General features: G+C 58.9%; 12 protein-coding genes. 3 read left to right on the top strand and 9 right to left on the bottom strand.

Annotated elements, in window-relative coordinates:
* Nucleotides 1-8: 8 nt before the first annotated feature.
* The 5 genes from rpe to PHW69_00555 are packed head-to-tail and all read right to left on the bottom strand — an operon-like array spanning nt 9 to nt 3,733.
* Nucleotides 9-701, bottom strand: a complete 693-nt coding sequence (rpe, locus tag PHW69_00575) for a ribulose-phosphate 3-epimerase (protein ID MDD4003682.1) — start codon at nt 699-701, stop codon at nt 9-11.
* Entirely contained in the window at nt 701-1,735 is a 1,035-nt protein-coding gene (locus PHW69_00570) for a PASTA domain-containing protein (protein ID MDD4003681.1), read from the bottom strand. The genes rpe and PHW69_00570 overlap by 1 nt, the downstream gene beginning before the upstream one ends.
* 7 nt (nt 1,736-1,742) lie before the next feature.
* The gene (gene fmt / locus PHW69_00565; protein ID MDD4003680.1) at nt 1,743-2,708 is read right to left on the bottom strand and encodes a methionyl-tRNA formyltransferase; all 966 of its coding nucleotides are present in this window, start codon (nt 2,706-2,708) and stop codon (nt 1,743-1,745) included.
* Entirely contained in the window at nt 2,680-3,252 is a 573-nt protein-coding gene (gene def / locus PHW69_00560) for a peptide deformylase (GenBank protein ID MDD4003679.1), read from the bottom strand. The genes fmt and def overlap by 29 nt, the downstream gene beginning before the upstream one ends.
* A gap of 1 nt (nt 3,253) precedes the next feature.
* The gene (locus PHW69_00555; GenBank protein ID MDD4003678.1) at nt 3,254-3,733 is read right to left on the bottom strand and encodes a PTS sugar transporter subunit IIA; all 480 of its coding nucleotides are present in this window, start codon (nt 3,731-3,733) and stop codon (nt 3,254-3,256) included.
* A gap of 233 nt (nt 3,734-3,966) precedes the next feature.
* Between PHW69_00555 and PHW69_00550 the strand changes: the two genes are divergently transcribed.
* Both PHW69_00550 and PHW69_00545 read left to right on the top strand, forming a co-directional pair.
* Complete coding sequence (locus PHW69_00550) at nt 3,967-5,502, top strand: TM0106 family RecB-like putative nuclease (protein ID MDD4003677.1); 1,536 nt, start codon at nt 3,967-3,969, stop codon at nt 5,500-5,502.
* A complete protein-coding gene (locus PHW69_00545; protein MDD4003676.1) occupies nt 5,499-6,293 on the top strand; it encodes an inositol monophosphatase family protein in 795 nt (264 codons plus the stop codon). The genes PHW69_00550 and PHW69_00545 overlap by 4 nt, the downstream gene beginning before the upstream one ends.
* Nucleotides 6,294-6,380: 87 nt before the next feature.
* Here PHW69_00545 and PHW69_00540 read toward each other — a convergent pair whose 3' ends face one another.
* From PHW69_00540 to PHW69_00525, 4 genes are read right to left on the bottom strand one after another with little or no spacing between them, the layout of a single operon-like run.
* Nucleotides 6,381-7,064, bottom strand: coding sequence for a hypothetical protein (locus PHW69_00540; protein ID MDD4003675.1), 684 nt, complete (start codon nt 7,062-7,064; stop codon nt 6,381-6,383).
* Between the two features lie 32 nt (nt 7,065-7,096).
* Nucleotides 7,097-8,353, bottom strand: a complete 1,257-nt coding sequence (locus PHW69_00535) for a hypothetical protein (GenBank protein MDD4003674.1) — start codon at nt 8,351-8,353, stop codon at nt 7,097-7,099.
* A 3-nt stretch (nt 8,354-8,356) separates the two neighbouring features.
* Nucleotides 8,357-8,905, bottom strand: coding sequence for a hypothetical protein (locus tag PHW69_00530; GenBank protein MDD4003673.1), 549 nt, complete (start codon nt 8,903-8,905; stop codon nt 8,357-8,359).
* Nucleotides 8,905-9,738, bottom strand: coding sequence for an MBL fold metallo-hydrolase (locus tag PHW69_00525; GenBank protein MDD4003672.1), 834 nt, complete (start codon nt 9,736-9,738; stop codon nt 8,905-8,907). Before PHW69_00525 ends, PHW69_00530 begins: the two co-directional genes overlap by 1 nt.
* 179 nt (nt 9,739-9,917) lie before the next feature.
* Here PHW69_00525 and PHW69_00520 point away from each other — a divergent pair, with 179 nt between their 5' ends.
* Complete coding sequence (locus PHW69_00520; protein ID MDD4003671.1) at nt 9,918-19,313, top strand: SDR family NAD(P)-dependent oxidoreductase; 9,396 nt, start codon at nt 9,918-9,920, stop codon at nt 19,311-19,313.
* Nucleotides 19,314-19,317 lie beyond the last annotated feature (4 nt).

Here is a 19,317-nt window from a genome sequence, read left to right as displayed (position 1 = left end):
GTTTCCTCCTAGTTGATGCTGCTGCGCAGGTTGCGCACGGCCTCCGCCGGCGATTTCTCGCCGAACACGGCGTTGCCGGCAACGAAAGCGTCAGCTCCCGCGCGGCAGGCCGCAGCGGCCGTTTCCTTGTTTATTCCGCCGTCCACCTCAAGCCATATCTTCCTTCCGCAAGCGGCTATGAGGCGTCGGGCCTCGGCAATGCGTTCGGCACTGCCGGGTAAAAATCCCTGCCCCCCGAAACCGGGGAACACAGTCATTATCAAAACCAGATCAACATACCGCAAAAACGGCTTAAGATCTTCTACCGGACGGTCCGGCCTGAGCGAAAGGCCCGCCCGGACGCCAAGCCCGGCGATCTTTTCCAGCAGGCCGGGCCCTTCTATCGCTTCAAGATGCACCGTGATCAGATCCGCGCCGGCTTTTGCGAACGGCTCGACAAAATCCTGCGGATTGTCCAGCATCAGATGCGTGTCAACCGGCAAATCCGTGTAACCGCGTATCGCCTTCGCCAGTGAAGGGCCGAAACTGAGGTTAGGCACAAAGTGCCCGTCCATGATATCCAGATGAACCCAGTCCGCCCCGCCTTTCGACACGGAATCAATGTCGCGGGCCAGCCGCATCAGATCCGCCGACAGCACCGACGGCGCTATTATCCTGCGCTCTCCGCCGGCCTCCGTTATGCGAGAAACCGCTTCCATCATCAGGGCATCTCCCGCTCGTCCACCAGCGTGCCGTTGACGAATATGCGAACCATGGCGGGCCCGTGGCGGGGCGCTGTCAAGTCTATATCCGCTCCGGGCATACGCAGCCCGTTGAAAACCTCTTTTTCGCCGCCAGAATCAATAAGGCTGATCTTCACTTTTTTCTGCTGGCCGCCGCCGTCCGCCACGCGGTACTGGATATGGTGCAGGCTTTCCCTGCTCTGCGCCTTCGCTCCGCCCGCCTTATGGCTGATCGTGACCGAAACCGGCTGCCCGGACGGGATCAGCGCGTCCGGCGCGGGATCCTGCGCGATAACCGTGTTGTCCGGAAAAATCGAACCCGCGTCCTCGGCGACTTTCAGTTCAATCTCGTTTTCCGCAGCCCAGTTTTTGGCTTGCGGAAGGGTTTTCTGCCGGAAATCAGGCATCAGTTTCACTTCCGGAGGCGGCGCGCCCGCCGACACCACCACGTTGACCAGCGCGTTTTTCGCAAGGCTCGCGTCGGCTTTCGGGTCCTGACTGGTGACAAGGCCTTTGGCGAACCGCAGTGAATAAGATTCGCTCACCTCGCCCAGCATCAGCTGGTTCTGGCGCAGCAGCAGTTCGCCGTTGCGAAGCGGCAGGCCCACCAGGTTCGGCGCGAAAACCGCCTCGCCGCCCTGGCTCAGCCATACACGGATTATCTTGCCCTTGCGCACTTCCGTGCCGGGCACGGGCAGCTGCCGGATGATGCTGCCGACAGGAACCTCCGCATCAAATTCCTCGCCCTGTTTCTGCAGGGCCAGGCCCTTGGGGGAAATGATGTCAAGCGCCGCCGTGACGGGTTTTTTCGTTATGTCGGGCAACGCGACTATTTCATTGCTGTGGATAACGGCTTTCAGCGCCCAGTTAACCGAAAAATAGGAAACGACCGCCAGAAAGACCAGCGCAATAAAAATCTCGCCCAGCCGCACGCCGGAAACGACAAACCCCCGCACGGAGGTCTGCAACCGCTCGGTCACGTCCAGAAAAATGCGCGCCAGTCTGTCTATCATCCGATCATCACACGGCCCGCTGCGCTCCGCTCAAAAAAATATCGCCCGGCCCGAGCTTCATGCCGGAAAAAAAATCCCGCGCCGGAACGGTATTTCTGCCCTCCGGCCGGACTTCAAGCACACCCAGTTCGGTGTTCTCTTTACATTGTACAATAATACCGCGCTCCGTTTCAACGCGTACGATTGCGCCCGGTTCCAGGCCCGCCCGGCCCGGCCGCAAACAGACAACCGTTTTCACAAACTGCACGGCAATCCTGCGCCCGTCCGGCAGCCTGAGCAGGGCTTTCGCTTTAGGCCCCAGCGCCAGCCCGCGGATCCGGTTATGCACGACAGCGGCAGAATAACGGAAATCCAGCCACGCGTCCTCGCGGGCCAGCATCCGCGCAAAAGTGGGCTCGCCGGCCTGCGGTTTGCGGATCAGCCGGCCGCTTTTTACCGCGTTAAGAGTGTCGGCCAGCACGTCCGCGCCCAGCGCGGTGAGGCGGCGCATTAGAGATGCGGCGTCATCCGACGGCAGAATATCGAGCTTGCGGCTCATGAAAATATCGCCGGTATCCATGCCTTTGGTTATCCAGAACGCGGTAACGCCGGTTTCGGTTTCGCCGTTGATAAGGCTCCACTGCACCGGCGCGGCGCCCCGGTATTTCGGCAGCAGGGAAAAATGGATGTTGATGTAACCGTGTCTGGCCGTAGCCAGGAACTGCGGCTTCAGAAAATGCCCGCAGGCAACCACTATGCCCAGATCAGGCGCGACGGCGGCAACCGCCTCCCGAGCTTCCTCGATATCGCAGGGAGCGAGCACCGGCAGGCCCGCCGCCAGCGCTGCGTTCTTTACGGGGCTGGGCGAAATTTTCATGCCGCGGCCGCAGGGCTTGTCGGAATTGGTGACAACAAGCCTCAGATCCGTCATTTCGCGCGTTTTATGCAGGAAGGGAACCGCCGGTTCAGGCGTCCCAAGGAAAACCGTTTTCATAATCGGGCACCTGTTTGCTTTCGTCAATTCCGGCCCAGTGTTTTTTCAGCCGCCTGATTTCGGACTTCACGCGGTTTTTCTCGGCGGCGACGACACGCTCCGTAAACACATGCCCGTCCAGATGGTCAATTTCATGCTGCATGACTTTTGCAAGGAACCCGGAAGCGGTTATTTCAACCGGAATACCTTTTTCGTTGAGCGCCCGCACCGTGACTTTAGCCGCCCGCACCGCTTCCGCGAACAGGCCCGGCAGGGAAAGACACCCTTCTTCCTCCACTTTCCGGCCCGTTCTGGCGGTTACGACGGGATTGACAAGCGTCAGCCGCCGCCAGCTCTTATCGTCCTGCGGCACGGCTATCACCACCAGCCGCATGTCAAGCCCCACCTGGCAGGCCGCCAGCCCCGCGCCGCGCATGACAAGGCAGGTTTCCCACATATCCTCGATAATGCGGGCAAGCGAGTCTTTCGCGGCGGCATAATCCACCTCCGTCAAAGAACGGTGCAGAATAGGCTCGCCGTATTTGCAGATTTTCAAAACAGCCATATCAGACGCTTCCCGCCACGGCATGCATTATCTGCGCCGCTGTCTTGAGTGAAACAAGCCGCTCGACAAACTCCGGCTGGAATTTTGCCGACAGCAAGGAAAGCAGTTGCAGGTGTTTCTGGAAAAACGCCGCGTCCGAAGGCGACAGGAACAGGAATACAACCTTTATCGGCACGCCGGGCGTGGCGGGATCCATAATCCCTTCCGGCGCAACCGCCAAGGCCACGATAAAATTGTCAATCCCGTCAACCCGCGCGTGCGGAATGCTAAGGCCGGTATCCATGGTGGTGCTGATGCCCTGCTCGCGCTGGAGTATCTTCTCCAGCAGGAAATCCGCCGGAAGATCGGGGTAATCGTCCGCTATTTTGCGCACAAGTTTTTCAATAAGCTCGTTTTTCTCGGTATGCTTGTTGATGATGAGCACCCGCTCGACGCTCAGCAGATTCTGAATATTTACGGACGGCTTTAAAGGTCTCGCCATACTTTAATTTAACTAATCACTCCTGATGTAAGATCGCGCACAGTGCAAACCGGCGGAAATTGCGAAAGTATTGCGAAACACAATACAGCCGGTGCGAGCATCGCTGCAAACCTGGCCTTCCGGCATATTAAACATCCTGAAGAATGGTGAAGGTCCCGGCAAGACGCGCAAAACCCGTCCCCTATATGCTATCATAAGCTATTAATGCAGTCAACTGACAAGGCCTTTTCGGAATGGACACTCTAGCCCAGACTTTATTTAACCGCTTTTCAGCAGGAAGAACGCCCGGCGAATCAGACTTCAGGGCATCGCGGATGTTTTCGCTTACGCAGGATCCGTTCGGGCTGTGGTGCGACTACCATGCCCCGCGCGCCGAATTCTTCGCGGAAAACACCCGCTACGACAAAGCCCGCACCGACGGCGACAAATCCACCAAATCCGACATAATCTTCGCCGAACATCCCGACGCGGTCATTATTGAAGGCGACTCGCAGTCCGATACTTTTCTCAAAACGCTTCAGGCCATGGAAGCGGGTGCGCCCGCGATCGGCTATCCCAGCCTGTGGGATCTGCCGGAAAACGTTCTGGGCCGCGCCACTCTGCTTCTGAAAGAGCATAAAGGCAAATCAGTTTTCGGCAAATACCACTACCGGCTGATCCAGCTCAAGCGCGCAGGCGATCTGAAAGACCATTATTCGCTTGCGGCCGCGCTTTTAAACAGGATACTGGGCCGGATCCAGCAGTACCAGCATCCGGATATGGTGATTTCGCTACGGACCAAACGGGTCTGCATTCTGCAACGCGACTGGGATGAACGGCTCGACAACGCGCTCAGGCTCTGGCGCGACATACGCGACGGCAGTTTCAAACCCGAAACCGGCCGCCCGCCCAAGGCGGCCCAGCCGCCCTGGCGCAAATACGCCAACCACAGCGCGGCGGACAGCGGCGCGCTGGTCATGATCCCCGCGATCGGCTATGAACTGCGCGAAGAACTGCGCGAATACGGCTACCAGACAACGGCGGACATAGCCGCCGAAGATCCTCTCAAATTCGGTATTCTCATGGGCGACCAGCCCGGCAAAGACATTTATATGAGCGCGACAGCATACAAACTGGGCAAACCGGTCATAAAAAAAACCGGCTGTTTCCCGCCGCCGCGCAAAAAACGCAATCTGTATTTCGATTTTGAAGCGTCGGATCCGGTGCGCGCCGGCGATATCGCGCATGTATACCTTATAGGGGTATACGACCGGGAAGCGGGCAAATATTCCAGTTTCCTCGCGCACGGGCATACCGAGGAAGAAAAGATTTTCAGGGAATTCATCGAGTTCGTGGGCGATCCGGCGCAAGCCGTGCTTTACCACTGGACCACTTACGAAGCCCATCACATGCGGAAACTTGCCGGCGTGTACCCCGAACTGGCTAAAAGCCTGACCGGGCTGGCGGACGCCTGCTTCGACCTTATGGAATCGGTCAAAGACTCGTTCTATCTGCCTGCGCCGGGCTACTCGCTCAAGGCCGTGGCGCCGCTGTTCGGGTTCCAGTGGCGGCAGAACGACTGCGGCGCGATGGAATCAATGGTGTTTTACTGGGACTGGCTCAAAGGCAACGAAGACTCCATAAAAAAAGTGCTTATGTACAATGAAGACGACTGCGTTTCCATGGCGGTGCTGGACAAAGCGCTGGAAGCCGCCGAACCGGCCGCCGTGCCCTGGCCCGACATACCCGAACCGGAGGAAGATTCACCCGGCCTGGAGGAAACCCCATGAAAGAACAAACCGTTCTGACAAGCGCGTTAAAAACCTGCGGCGGGATCCTGCTGCACTACTTCCGCAGGACCGATTATAAACTCAAGGGCAAAGGCGATCTGCTGACGCAGGCGGATCTGGAATCACAGCGGGCCGCGCTGGAAATAATCACCAGCGCGTTTCCCGAACACGATTATCTGGCGGAGGAGAAGTCGGAACGCATAACCGGCTCGCGCCACCTTTGGGTAATGGACCCGCTCGACGGAACCACCAACTACGCGCACGGCCTGCCGACCGCCTGCGTGTCCATCGCGCTGCTTAAAGACGGCGAGCCCGTTCTGGGCGGGGTGCTGGATCCGTTCCGCGACGAACTTTTTCTGGCGCGCAAAGGCCACGGTTCAACCCTTAACGGCGGGAAAATCCGCGTTACCAAAACCGCGAAACTGAAAGACTCCCTGCTGTTCACCGGATTTCCGTATGACCGCTACAAACGCGGAAATTTTTACTGCGGGTTCATCGAAGATTTCCTTAAAATCTGCCATGATATCCGCCGCACCGGCTCCGCCGCTCTTGACATGAGCTGGATCGCCGCGGGCCGCAGCGACGGCTACTGGGAATTCGTCCTCAAGCCGTGGGACGTGGCCGCCGGCCGCCTGCTCGTGCAGGAGGCGGGGGGCAAAGTGACCGATTTTTCCGGCAAGCCGTGGACCGCCATCGAACGCTACGGAGCGGAAACACTCGCCACCAACGGGCTCATTCACACCGAAATGCTGCGTATCATCAAACACCGCCTGAAAACCGGAATGGAATAGCATTTTCACGTTCTTTTAATTTCAAACGGCCGGCCCGCGCAATACTGCGCGGGCCGGCCGCTTGAAGCGGGTCTGGCAACAGAACGGTTACAGCTGTATCAGCAGCTTCACAAAGGGCGCATCCACGGTTTTATAATCGCCTTCGGTCAGGCCCCCGCGGGTATAGCCGATATAAGGTTTCATATAGCTATACCCCCCATAAACGCCCAGCATGATATGGCTGGAAACCGGAAACTTTACACCGATCTGACCCTGCAAAAGATAAGAATTGCCGCAGCTTGCGCTGACGGCCGGGTTGCTTGACGCATAATCGTTAATGCTGTAGCCGCCGCCCACCACCAGCGAAAACTGGGAGTTGGGCGTAATCGGAAAATCCGCCCCGGCCCGCACCAAAACGGGAATGGTGGTAAACCTGTAGTCGGATGAATCCGCGCTGTCAAAACCGAACCCGCCTACTGAAAACCCGACATAGGGATACCCTTTCCGGTACGCCGCGATAACGCCCGCTTCCGCGCCGAACCCGCCCGCGCTGTATTGATCCTTTATCTTGTAGGTGGGCTCCATAAAAAAACGTATGTAGTTGAGCATCATGTCTGAACTGTCCAGCCCGAAATAGCTGTTGTCAAACTGGTACGGATAAGCGCTGTCCGCCGCGTTTGGCGCGGCCGCCTGGGCCGGCGCGCCCGCCGGCTGCGGCGCGGCGCCGTCCTGCGCCATGGCAGAACCGGACATTAAAACCGCCAGCGCAACCAAAACAGACGTTATTCTCATAACCTTTCTCCCATGCTCAAAAAAACTGCGGTTCACATGAATCCGACCACTTCCGGTTCAGCCGTAACACCGCTTCGCCCGCCTGACGCCGGACCGCCCCAGCGCCAGGTAAGGCTGAACCGGTTGGTGCTGCCAAGATCGTTCATCGGAACCCACGCGTAATCCATTACCAGCCCGCCAAACCCAAGCCCCGCGCCCGCGCTCCAGCCGCCCAGCCCGCCAAGCTCGTGTGACCGCTTCATGTTAAACCCGGCGCGTAATGCGAAATCAACATCGCAGGTTTTGCGCCGAACCGGTTTCCACTCCAGCCCCACCGCCACATAAGGCGAATAGTCGCAGGGGAATTTGCCGTCTATATAGCCGTACCAGCCCTGCCCCGCATCCAGCATCACGCCCGCCGACAGTTCCAGCGGCAGCGGCTCCGCCACGGTGTCCATTTTCATCGGCAGGCCAAGATTGCGGACCGTAACGGCGAAATCGCGTATCAGCCCGCCCTGATCAACAAAATCACGGGTCAGAATCCCGATATCTGCGGCTATGGTGGACGCTTCCGCATTTTCAATGCGGCTGGTGATATATTTGAAAGTTATTCCGGCGTCAAACTCGCCGCGGCGCAATTTTATCGTGCGGGCATAGGAAAGCCCGGCGGCTGAATCATAAGCGTTAAAGGAGCCGGTATAATCGCCTCTGGTGCTGAACCCGTCAAGCGCGTCCTGAGAAGCATACAGCAGGCTTGCCGCCACCACTCCCGCGCCGACAGGCATGGAACAGGTGAGTGCGCTGCGCGAGTAGGTTTCGAACATGCTGTCATAACTCGCGCCCAGCGCGGAACCGACGGTATTGCCCTGAGCAGAGGGCGCCGGAGCGGCCTCAAGCAACAGCACGCCATCATCCGACTCGACCTGCCGTTTTTTGTTCCGCTCCTTGCGATGTTTGCGCAATTCCTGCAAATTATAGGCGATAACCCCTTCCGGCACGGTCTGCGCGTCCACCTCGAATTTTTCTTCTCGTGTCTGCCTGCGGTTGCGCAGCGCGCTCACCTTGTCGCCCGTCAGGCCGGCGGGATTGAAAAAAACAGAGTAGGGACTGCGGTAAGCCGAACCTGCCGAACCCAGCGCCGCGTAAACCGCGCCATACGGATCTTTTATAAATGCGGCGGCGGTAGTGCCGGTCGCTTCCTTGCTGAACGAGCCATCAGGCAGAAACCCGCCCGCCCAGCCGCACGGAACCGCCAGTAAAGTGATAAAAACAGCTATGGAGCGGACCAGCCCGGAATAATCTCCGGCCATAAACTAGCTGCGGCCCGCGGCCAGCGGATTGCCGCCCGCCGCACGGATATTTTCCAGTTCAAAAACAAGATACTGCAAACTGGGCTGGATCTCCTCCAGATACTGCGGTTCGACGGTTTCCAGCCGGTTCACAATGCCGTTTATATTGCGGATAATGTCCACGATCTGCTTCTCGTGAAGAGTCTTGCGCTGTTCCACAAGATATTTCATTTCGTCAAGCTGGACGCGGAATTCGGAAATTTCCGACTCGATCGCCGCCGTGCCGGGCGCCGTCCGGCGGGCCGCACCCTCTTCGGCCGGTATAAGCTCCGCCGAGAGGACAAACTCCTGCGCGGCAGGTTTTTCTGAAAAATCCGAAAACAGATCCGGTTCGGCCTGAACAAGCTGCGCAGCCGGCACAACGGCTGGCGGTTCCGCCGCCGGAGCCGGTTCCGCCGCAACGGCTTCGCCGCACGCCTCCGCGAATTTGGAAATGAAATAAAGCAGCAGCACCAAAGACACCAGAAACCCGCCAAGCGGGTAATACAGGCTGTTAAAAAAAGCTGTCGGCATCAGACCTCCAGTTCCATGTTATCCGCGGCGGCGAAAATTCCCAGTTCGGAACCGGCCGCCAGTTTCCGGCAGGAACCCACTATGGCATCAATGGCATCGTCCGTGCGTTCCTGATTGTGATGATAAAGAGCCAGCCGCTTCGCGCCGGATTTAAGGGCCAGCGCGACAGCCGCCTCCGCGTTCGAATGGCCCCAGCCCCGCCGGGCAGTGTATTCCGTTGCGGTATATTCGCCGTCATGCACCAGCAAATCGGCGTTCCGGCAGAATTTCGCGTAACCGGCCCTGCTGAGCCCGCCGGGATGTTTGAACCCGAGCTCATTATCGGTCAGGAACACGAACGAGCGCCCGTTTTCGGTAAATTTATACCCGCTGCCTCCGTTGGGATGGGAAAGCGGGACGGCTTGAACAGTCATGCCGCCGGCAACGAACCTGTCGCGGCACATAGGCTGTTCGCTGAACGACGCGGAAACGGTGTCATAAGGCACGGGGAAATTGGGGGGTTCCATCGTTTTGGCGATCATATCATTCACCGACTGGCCGGAATGAGGGCACCCGGTAAACACCACCGAACATTTCTTACTGTAAATAGGCGCAAAAAACGGAAAACCCAGAATATGATCCCAATGGAAATGAGTGAACAGAATATGACAGCTCCGCACCTTGCGGCGCGCCAATTCCAGACCCAGGCGGCGGATGCCGGTTCCGGCGTCCAGTATAACGGTTTCGCCCGACGAGCCCGTCACCTCCACACAGGCGGTATCGCCCCCGTACCGGTTGTATTTAGGCCCGCTGACGGCTATGCTGCCGCGCACTCCCCAGAATTTTATCCTCATAATTGCTCTGATAATACCATATATGCATACATTTAACAATAATTAAATATAAACCTTGTTGTGGCGGCCGGCTTTTTAATAAAATATAAAGGAATAACGAAACCCCGAAGGACTGCGACGTCCGGGCAATCCCCCGATTCAGAACCCGGCGTCAATTGTTTCAAGGAGCTTAACTGACTATGACAAAGAAACTCTCCGAACCAATAGCCATTATCGGAATGGGCGCCATAATGCCCGGCGCGCTGGACAAGGATACGTTCTGGAGCAACATTCTCAATAAAAAATCCTCCATTACCGAAGTGCCGCCCGACTATTGGAACCCCGCGATCTACTACAGCCCCGACCACAAGGCGACTGACCGCACCTATTCAAAAATCGGCGGATTCATACGCGGCTTCAGATTTAACGCCATAAAACACCGCATTCCCCCGAAAATCGCTGAGCAGATGGACGGAACCCAGCACCTCGCCATAGAAACCGCGCACATGGCGCTGGCCGATTCCGGCTACGACAGGAAACCTTTTGACCGCAAACGCACCGCCGTCATCGTAGGCAATTCGATGGGCGGCATGAAGAAGGAAACCACCGATTCCCGCGTGCATCGCCTTGAAATACAGGACATGCTCAAGCGCACCAAAACCTACGCGAAACTGGGCAAGGCGGCGGACGACATGCTGGCCGAGTTCGAAACCGGAGTAGACGCCAAATTCGGAGTAATAACGGAAGACACGATGCCGGGCGAACTGTCCAACGTCATAGCCGGCCGGCTGGCAAATGTATTTGATTTTAACGGCACCAATTTCAGCGTGGACGCGGCGTGCGCCACGTCGCTGGCCGCCGTGCAGGAAGCGGTGAACGGGCTGCGGCTGGGCAATTTCGACCTGTGTCTGTGCTGCGGAGTGGACCAGATGATGCAGCCTTCGGCTTACATAAAATTCTGCAAGATCGGCGCGCTGTCGGCCGACGGCTCGTTCGTATTCGACAAAAAAGCCAACGGGTTCGTGATGGGCGAGGCCGCCGGCTCGATAATTCTCAAACGCCTGTCCGACGCGGTGCGCGACGGCGACCGGGTGTACGCGGTCATCCGCGCGGTAGGCGCGTCAAGCGACGGCAAGGGCAAAGGCATCACCGCGCCCAACCCCAAAGGCCAGAAACTCGCCATAGAACACGCTTTCGAACAGCTGGACTATTCCATTGCCGACGTGCAGCTTGTGGAAGCGCACGGCACCGGCACCGTGGTGGGCGACGCGACGGAACTCGCCGTGCTCGACGAATGCTTCAAATCGGGCGCCGCCGCGGGCGGAGTGGGGGTAACTTCGGTCAAATCCAATATCGGACACTGCAAGGCGGCCGCCGGCATGGCCTCGATGATCAAAACGGCTCTGGCGCTCCATCACAAAACCCTGCCGCCCTCCATCAACTGCACGGAGCTTAACCCGGCGATAGACTGGTCCGGCTCGCCTTTGCGCGTGATAACGGAAGCGGAGCCGTGGAACACCGACAAAACGCGCCGCGCCAATGTTTCCGCGTTCGGGTTCGGCGGGACCAATTTTCACGTCGCGCTGGAAGAGTTCGGGCCGTCGGCCATAGCCGCCGCGCAGCGCGCGCTGGAAACGCAGGCCGAGCAGCCCGTCGCGCAAGCCCGGCCTTTTGTGCAGCTGCATGTGCCCGGCGAAAAACTGCAGGGCGAAGCGGTCACGCTTTCCGCGGGCACCATGGACGCTTTATTCGCCGAACTGGAAAAACTGGCGCAGGAACTCGACACCGGAAAACCCTATCCGTTAATTCTCAAGGCCTATCCGCTCAACACCAATATCAAAAACGGGTTCGGCGTGTCGCTTTCCGGCGCGACTCCGGCCCACCTGGCCGAAAATATCGCCTATTTTCTCAAAACCGCCAGAACGGCGAACGCCTGGGCGGCCGACAATCTGCGCCTGAAAATGAAAGGAATCTATCCTTTCGTGCCGGGTAAAATACAGCCCAAAATCGGGTTCGTGTTTCCGGGTCAGGGCTCGCAGTATGTGGACATGCTCAAGGATCTGGCGTCGAAGTACCGGATCGTGCAGGACACGTTCGACGAATCTGACGAAATCATGCAGCGCCTCATGAACGTCAAACTGACCGACGTCATCTGGTCGCGGCCTGGCGAAACAAGGGAACAGCTTGAAAAACACGAGCACGCCATCAAGCAGACGGAAATGACCCAGCCCGCGGTTCTTACGGCCGATCTGGCCATGATGCGGCTGATCACCTCCTACGGCATCAAGCCGCACATGCTTATGGGACACAGTCTGGGCGAATACGCCGCCGCCGTCGCCGCCGATATTTTCACTTTTGAAGGCGGCCTGCGCGCCGTCAGCACCCGCGCCAAGGAAATGGCGAGCATCAAAGTAGCCGACAACGGCATGATGGCTTCCATCGCCGCGCCGTGGGAGATGGTGCAGGAAAAGATTAAAGCCATACCCGGTTATGTGGCCGTGGCCAACAAAAACTGCCCCCAGCAAACCGTAATAGCGGGCGACAGCAAAGCCATTCCCGCCGCGATTGACATGTTCAACAAACAGGGCATACAGGCCGTCGCGATACCGGTATCCCACGCTTTCCACTCGAAAATCATCGAACCGGCAACCGTGCCGTACCGCGAATTCCTTAAAAAGATCCCGGTCAACCGCCCGCAGCTGCCGGTTTTCTCAAACGTAACCGCGCTGCCCTACCCGGACGACCCGGATGAAATCAGGGAACTGCTCGCAGTGCAGGTATGCCATACCGTGGAATGGATCTCCCAGCTTAACAACATGTACGATCAGGGCGTGCGCCTGTTTGTGGAATGCGGGCCCAAGCGCGTGCTAAGCGCGTTCGCCACAGCCACGCTGGCGGACAAAAAAGACATCCGGGTACTGGCCACCAACCACCCGAAAAAAGGCGGCATAGCGGAATTTAACGACCTGCTGGCCAACCTGATGTCCTCCAACATAGTGCTGGACTGGCAGGGCAAGGATATTTTAAAGCCCGGCAGCATCTATACCCCGTCCTATGAAATATGGGCGAAAGAAACCGCCGGTCTGGCCGCTTCCGTGCCGGCCCTGCCGGCGCAGCCTGCGGCGCCCGCGCCAGCTCCCGTTGCCGACAGCGCCAGCCGCTTCGGCTTCAACACCAGCAATATCGGCATAAGCGGCATCGCCGCCGGCACGCCCGGCAGCTGGGACAAGGCGTTCCGCGAAGGGAACATTGACGAAATACTGCGGGGGCAGAACCTTATCGAACCGGTTTCGCACAAAAATCAGCAGAGCCAGATTGACAAGAACGTGGAATACGTCGTTAAAGCCAAAGACGGAAACCACCGCATCGAGAAGCTGACGGATGTCGCCCAGGCCGTCAAGCTGGCCGCGCAGAAAGGCAAATTCGAGCTGAGCGAGGAATTCGGGCTGCCGGAAAAATGGGCCCGGTCAATGGACAACACTTTCCGGCTCGCCATCGGCGCGGGCCTGCTCGCGCTTAAAGATGCGGGGATCCCGCTCGTCATGTATTACAAGCGCACCTCGACAGGCGGCTACCTGCCGGAAAAATGGGGCCTGCCCAAAGAGATGATTGACGATACGGGCGTGATTTTCGCCTCGGCTTTCCCGTCAACGGAAAGCGTGATCAAGGAAGTGTCGGGATACCTGACTGCGAAATTCCGGACCGGCACGCTTGCGGACATCGAAACCTTCTACAACACGGTAATCAGCGAGATAAAGAGCCCGGAAACCCGGGCGAAACTGTCGCGCTGGTACGCGGAAAACTTCGCCCGGTACCACGCGCAGGAGAACGGGGCCTATAAATTCAGCACCGACTTTCTGCTCAAGGCGATTCCGCTGGGCCACAGCCAGTTCTGCCAGTGGATCAACGCCAGAGGGCCCGCCACGCATGTGAGCGCGGCCTGTTCAAGCACAACGCAGGCCGTAGGCATCGCCGAAGACTGGATCCGCACGGGCCGCGCCAGACGCATCATCATAATTTCGGCGGACGATGTCACCACCGACATCATGCAGGAATGGGTTCTGGCCGGTTTTCTGGCGACCGGCGCGGCTACGACCGCCGCCGTGGTCAGCCAGGCCGCTCTGCCGTTCGACAAACGCCGGCACGGCATGATTGTGGGCATGGGCGCGGCGGCGCTGGTGGTGGAAGATGAAACTTCCGCCGCACGCCGCGGCGTCAAGCCGCTGGCGCGGGTGCTGGGCACCGAAATAGCCAACTCCGCGTTCCACCCGACCCGGCTCGACGTGAACCATGTGAGCGACGTTATGGAAAGGCTTGTGGCCAAAGTGGAACGGCGTTATGGGTTTAACAGGCTCGACATGGCGAAAAACATGATGTTCATGTCGCACGAAACCTACACTCCGGCCAAGGGGGGAAGCGCATCCGCCGAGGTGAACGCGCTTAAAGAAACGTTCGGGCCCGGCGCGACCGACATCATAGTAAGCAACACCAAAGGATTCACCGGCCACGCCATGGGCGCGGGCCTTGAAGACGTGGTGAGCGTGCGCGCCCTGACAACCGGCAGGGTGCCGCCGATCGCCAACTACCAGGTGCCCGATCCCGAGCTGGCGGGCATCAATCTGAGCAAAGGCGGCAAATACAATTTCAAATATGCGCTGCGCCTTGCGGCCGGGTTCGGCTCGCAGCTGGCGATGACGGTGACGGAACGGCTGTGCACCGACGAGGAATCCAGAATAGCCGACTCAAACGTCCGCGAATCGTGGCTCCGCCTGATATCGGGCCAGAATACGCCGGAACTGGAAATATTCAAAAACACGCTGCGGGTGAAAGATGCCGGCATCAAAAAAGGCGAAACACCCGCCGTAGTAATCGAAGCGCCACAAGCTTTCGTGAAAACCGCGCCTGCGGCCTTACCTGTTATGAAAACCCCGGCGTCGGCTCCCATGCCGGCAGCGGTTGTGCCTGAAGCGGAAAAACCGGCGGCGGCCTCCGCGGCGCCCGGCGCAAACAGCCGGGTGGAGGCGGAGGTGCTTGATCTGGTATCCGAAAAAACCGGCTATCCAAAGGATATGCTGGAGCTTGATCTGGATATGGAAGCCGACCTCGGTATTGACACCGTCAAACAGGCCGAGCTGTTTGTAGCCATCCGCGAGAAATACAGTATCCCTCAAAAAGAAGGTGTGAAACTTAAAGACTATCCCACCATCCGCCACTGCATAAACTTCGTGCTGACGGAAACGGGGCAGGCTCCGTCCGGCGCGGCGACAGCCACAGCCGCCGCACCCGCTGCGCCTGCACCCGCTCCGGCGGCCACGCCGCCCGCCGCGGTTTCCGCGGCAGAACAGGCCGCTCTAACAACCGTGCCGCGGGCAAGCGGCAGCCCGGCGGTGGAAGCGGAAGTGCTTGATCTGGTGTCCGAAAAAACCGGCTATCCAAAGGATATGCTGGAGCTTGATCTGGATATGGAAGCCGACCTCGGTATTGACACCGTCAAACAGGCCGAGCTGTTTGTAGCCATCCGCGAAAAGTACAGCATTCCGCAGAGGGAGGGGATCCAACTGAAGGATTATCCCACCATCCGCCACTGCATAAATTTCGTGCTGACGGAAACGGGACAGGCTCCGTCCGGCGCGGCGACAGCCACAGCCGCCGCACCCGCTGCGCCTGCACCCGCTCCGGCGGCCACGCCGCCCGCCGCGGTTTCCGCGGCAGAACAGGCCGCTCTAACAACCGTGCCGCGGGCAAGCGGCAGCCCGGCGGTGGAAGCGGAAGTGCTTGATCTGGTGTCCGAAAAAACCGGCTATCCAAAGGATATGCTGGAGCTTGATCTGGATATGGAAGCCGACCTCGGTATTGACACCGTCAAACAGGCCGAGCTGTTTGTAGCCATCCGCGAAAAGTACAGCATTCCGCAGAGGGAGGGGATCCAACTGAAGGATTATCCCACCATCCGCCACTGCATAAATTTCGTGCTGACGGAAACGGGACAGGCTCCGTCCGGCGCGGCGACAGCCACAGCCGCCGCACCCGCTGCGCCGGCACCCGCTCCGGCGACCGCGCCGCCCGCCGCGGTTTCCGCGGCGACACCGGTAGCGTCTTCCGCCACGCCGGCGACCGCCGTGCTTGAACGGCCTGCTGTTGCGGTAAGCGCGGGCGCAGCGAAAGTGGAGCAGGCTGTCATAGAACTGGTATCCGAGAAAACCGGCTATCCAAAGGATATGCTGGAGCTTGATCTGGATATGGAAGCCGACCTCGGTATTGACACCGTCAAACAGGCCGAGCTGTTTGTAGCCATCCGCGAAAAGTACAGCATTCCGCAGAGAGAGGGGATCCAGCTGAAGGATTATCCCACCATCCGCCACTGCATAAACTTCGTTTTGCAGGAAACAGCCGCCCCGGCGCAGGACGAGAAACCCGCCACGCACGAAACAGCCGCCCTACCCGTAGCGCAGCAGGCCGGGCCGGAACCGGGCCGCTGCATCAGGCTGGTGCCTGTAACCGTAGAAGCGCCGCTTACCGAGGAATTTGACCGCAAAATCGCGGCGGACCGGCCCGTTCTGCTGTTCTCCGACAATGCCAAACTGACCAAGGCGTTTCAGCACGAACTGCAGAAATTCGCCGTGCCGGTTCATGTTTTCACCTCGCAGAAAACGCGGAGCAAAAACACCGTTATCGTAAACTGGGACAGCATAGAGGACGTCGAGAAGAACCTGCGCGAGTTCGCGGCGGAAAACCCGGACGTGCAGGGCATAATATCTCTGCTCGGCTGCCAGACCAGCGTGCTTGATCTGTCGGCAAGCGCGCATAACGATATGGTGCGCTACGTCATGCCGTATTTTCTGGCATGCAAGGTGTTCGAGAAAGCGCTGGCCAACCAGGCCGGAGCCGACACCTTTATCTCGATCAATATCACGCTTGACGGCGCATTCGGCTTCCGCACCGGCAAACCATTCGATCCGTTCTACGGCGCGATCGCGGGCACGACGCAGTGCCTGCGCAAGGACATGTACGAACTGGCGAAAACCCGCACCAAACTGATAGACTGCGACCCGTCGCTCAGCCCCGCCGCCATAGCCGAACAGACCGTGCATGAAATCATGCGCGGCGACGACCGCATGGCGATCGGGTTTCACGACAGTCTGCGCACCACCTATTTCGCGGTTTCCGAACGGGTGGACACCAGCAAGCTGCGTTACCCGCTCGACGGCAAGACCTTCATAGTAACCGGCGGCGGCCGGGGCCTGGGCGCGCTGTTTTCCCAGCTGGCCGCGAAACGCGCCAAAGTCCGGGTGCTGGTATTCGATATTCTGGAACTGACGGATGATACCCCGAAATACGCCAGAATGAACGAGGCGGAACTGGCGGAGCTGAAACAGTCCGTCTGGAACAGGCTCAAGGCCGACTCGTCCGTAAAAGCGACGCCGGTGCTTCTGGAACGCGAATACGCCCGGCTGACCGATCCCGTAACGCTCCACAACAATCTCCAGAAACTGCGGACGCTGGGCTCGGAGGCCGAATATTACCGGTGCGACGTGACTGACGGCAAAGCCATAGCCGAATGTGTCAAAAAGATCAAAGCAAGGTACGGGCAGATTGACGGAATAGTGCATTTCGCCGGGCTGGAACGCTCGAAACTGGTCAGCGACAAAACCGTGGAGGAATTCTACCGCATCTTCGACGTCAAGGCCGACAGCGCGATGAAACTCGCCGGGTCCGGCGTGCTCAAGAAAGGCGGGTTCTGGGTGTCAGCCTCTTCGATAGCCGGCAAGTTCGGCAATCTGGGCCAGTCCGATTACGCCTGCGCCAACGATTATATCGCCAAGCTGGCGGTCAGCCTGCAGAACTCCGGCTACCGCGGCGTATCCGCCGCGATGACCGCCTACGGCGGCACCGGCATGGCCCTGCGGCCCGGCGTAAAAACATTCCTCGAATCCAACGGCGTGGACTTCATTTACCCCGAAGAAGGGATGACCGCCATTCTGGACGAACTGATGTACTCGGCAAGGCCGGAAATAGTGCTTTCCGGCTCGCTCGGCAAACTGGACACCGACAGCCAGCTCCAGCTGAATTTCTTTCCGGAACGCGGCAGCGGCGGAACGAAATCTGATGCCGGCGAAACCGGCGTTCCGCAGCAGTCCGCGCCCCGGCAGCACGCCGCACGGGAGGAAAATCCCGGCCGGCCGGCAACAACCCGGCAGGAGGATCAGACGAAGGAACACGCCCAGCCCCAGCCGGCCAAACGGCGCATCGAGAAACCGCAGCTCGCCGAAACCGCGCTGAACGAACCGCAGCCCGCCCGTCAGCCGGAACCGGCGGCCGAGCCCGGCGCGGACCCCGAGGTGACCGCCTCGGTGCTGGCCATGATTTCCGACAAAACCGGTTATCCGAAGGATATGCTGGAACTCGATCTGGACATGGAAGCCGACCTCGGCATTGACACCGTCAAGCAGGCCGAGCTGTTCGTGGCGATCCGCGAACATTACGGCATCGGGCGGAGAGAGGGGGTTCAGTTAAAGGACTATCCCACTATCCGCCATTGCATAAACTATGTGCTGGCGGAAAGAGCCGGGGACAGCAACCCTTCTTCCGCGCAGGCCGAACCGCCCGGCGAACAGAAACCGGAGCCGGAACCTGAACCGGCGGCTCACTCTTCGCAGCTTACGCCCGAACCGGTTTTCCGGCATACCGAAAAACAGAAAACGCATACCGAACCGGCGGAACACACCGCCGCGCAAGCCGCGGTGAATTCCGGGTTTCCGTTTCTGGAGCGGGAGACCGCGTTTAAAAAAAACCAGACGCTGAAAACAAGCAAAACCTTCAGCATTGAAACGGATCCGTATCTGGCTGATCACTCGATAGCCGACACGCCGTATGTGCCGGGCGTCATAGGTATTGAAACGTTTTTTGAAGCCGCCGCACGACTTGGCGGCGAACGGCCTCAAATGTTAAGGAATATCCGGTTCTCGCTGCCGATAAAACTGCTGCGCAACCGGCCCCAGCCGGTTCGGATAAACGCGGAACGCAACCGCAACGGCATCACTATGGAAATCGAGTCCGATTTCATTAACGCCAAAGGGGTCAGGATGGGCGCGCCGAGGCGGCACTTCAGCGCGGCAACGGCCGAGAATGCGGCGCTTAAGTGGAAAAGCATGCCCAAGCCGGAATTTCCGCAAGGCAAACCGCTTATTGATAAAGCCGGGATTTACAAACTGTATTTCCACGGGCCGAGTTTTCAGGTGCTGGACCAGATCCATTCAATAGGCAGCAAATCGGTCAGCGCGGTTTACCGCAGGCCGCAAAAACCGCTCTGGGCTGACGGCAATGCCCGCAAACTGCTCGCGCACCCGCTCCTTATCGAAGCCGCTTTCCAGACCTGCGGGTTTCGCGACCTCAACATCGAAAAACGGATGGCCCTGCCCGACGCGGTCGGCCTGGTTTACACCAACCCCGATCCCGACGTGCCGGAAACGCTCTACGTTTACGGCGAGTACAAGGGCCGCAACTCGGAGGGAAGAAGCGTCTACAACGCTTATGTGTACGGGAAAAACGGCACGCTCTGGGCCGAACTGCAGGACTATCAGATGATAGCCCAGTAGCTTG

The sequence above is a fragment of the Elusimicrobiaceae bacterium genome (assembly GCA_028700325.1).
Lineage (GTDB): Bacteria > Elusimicrobiota > Elusimicrobia > Elusimicrobiales > Elusimicrobiaceae > JAQVSV01.
Note: the sequence above shows the minus strand (reverse complement) of the source record. Positions and strands in the feature narration are given on the sequence as shown.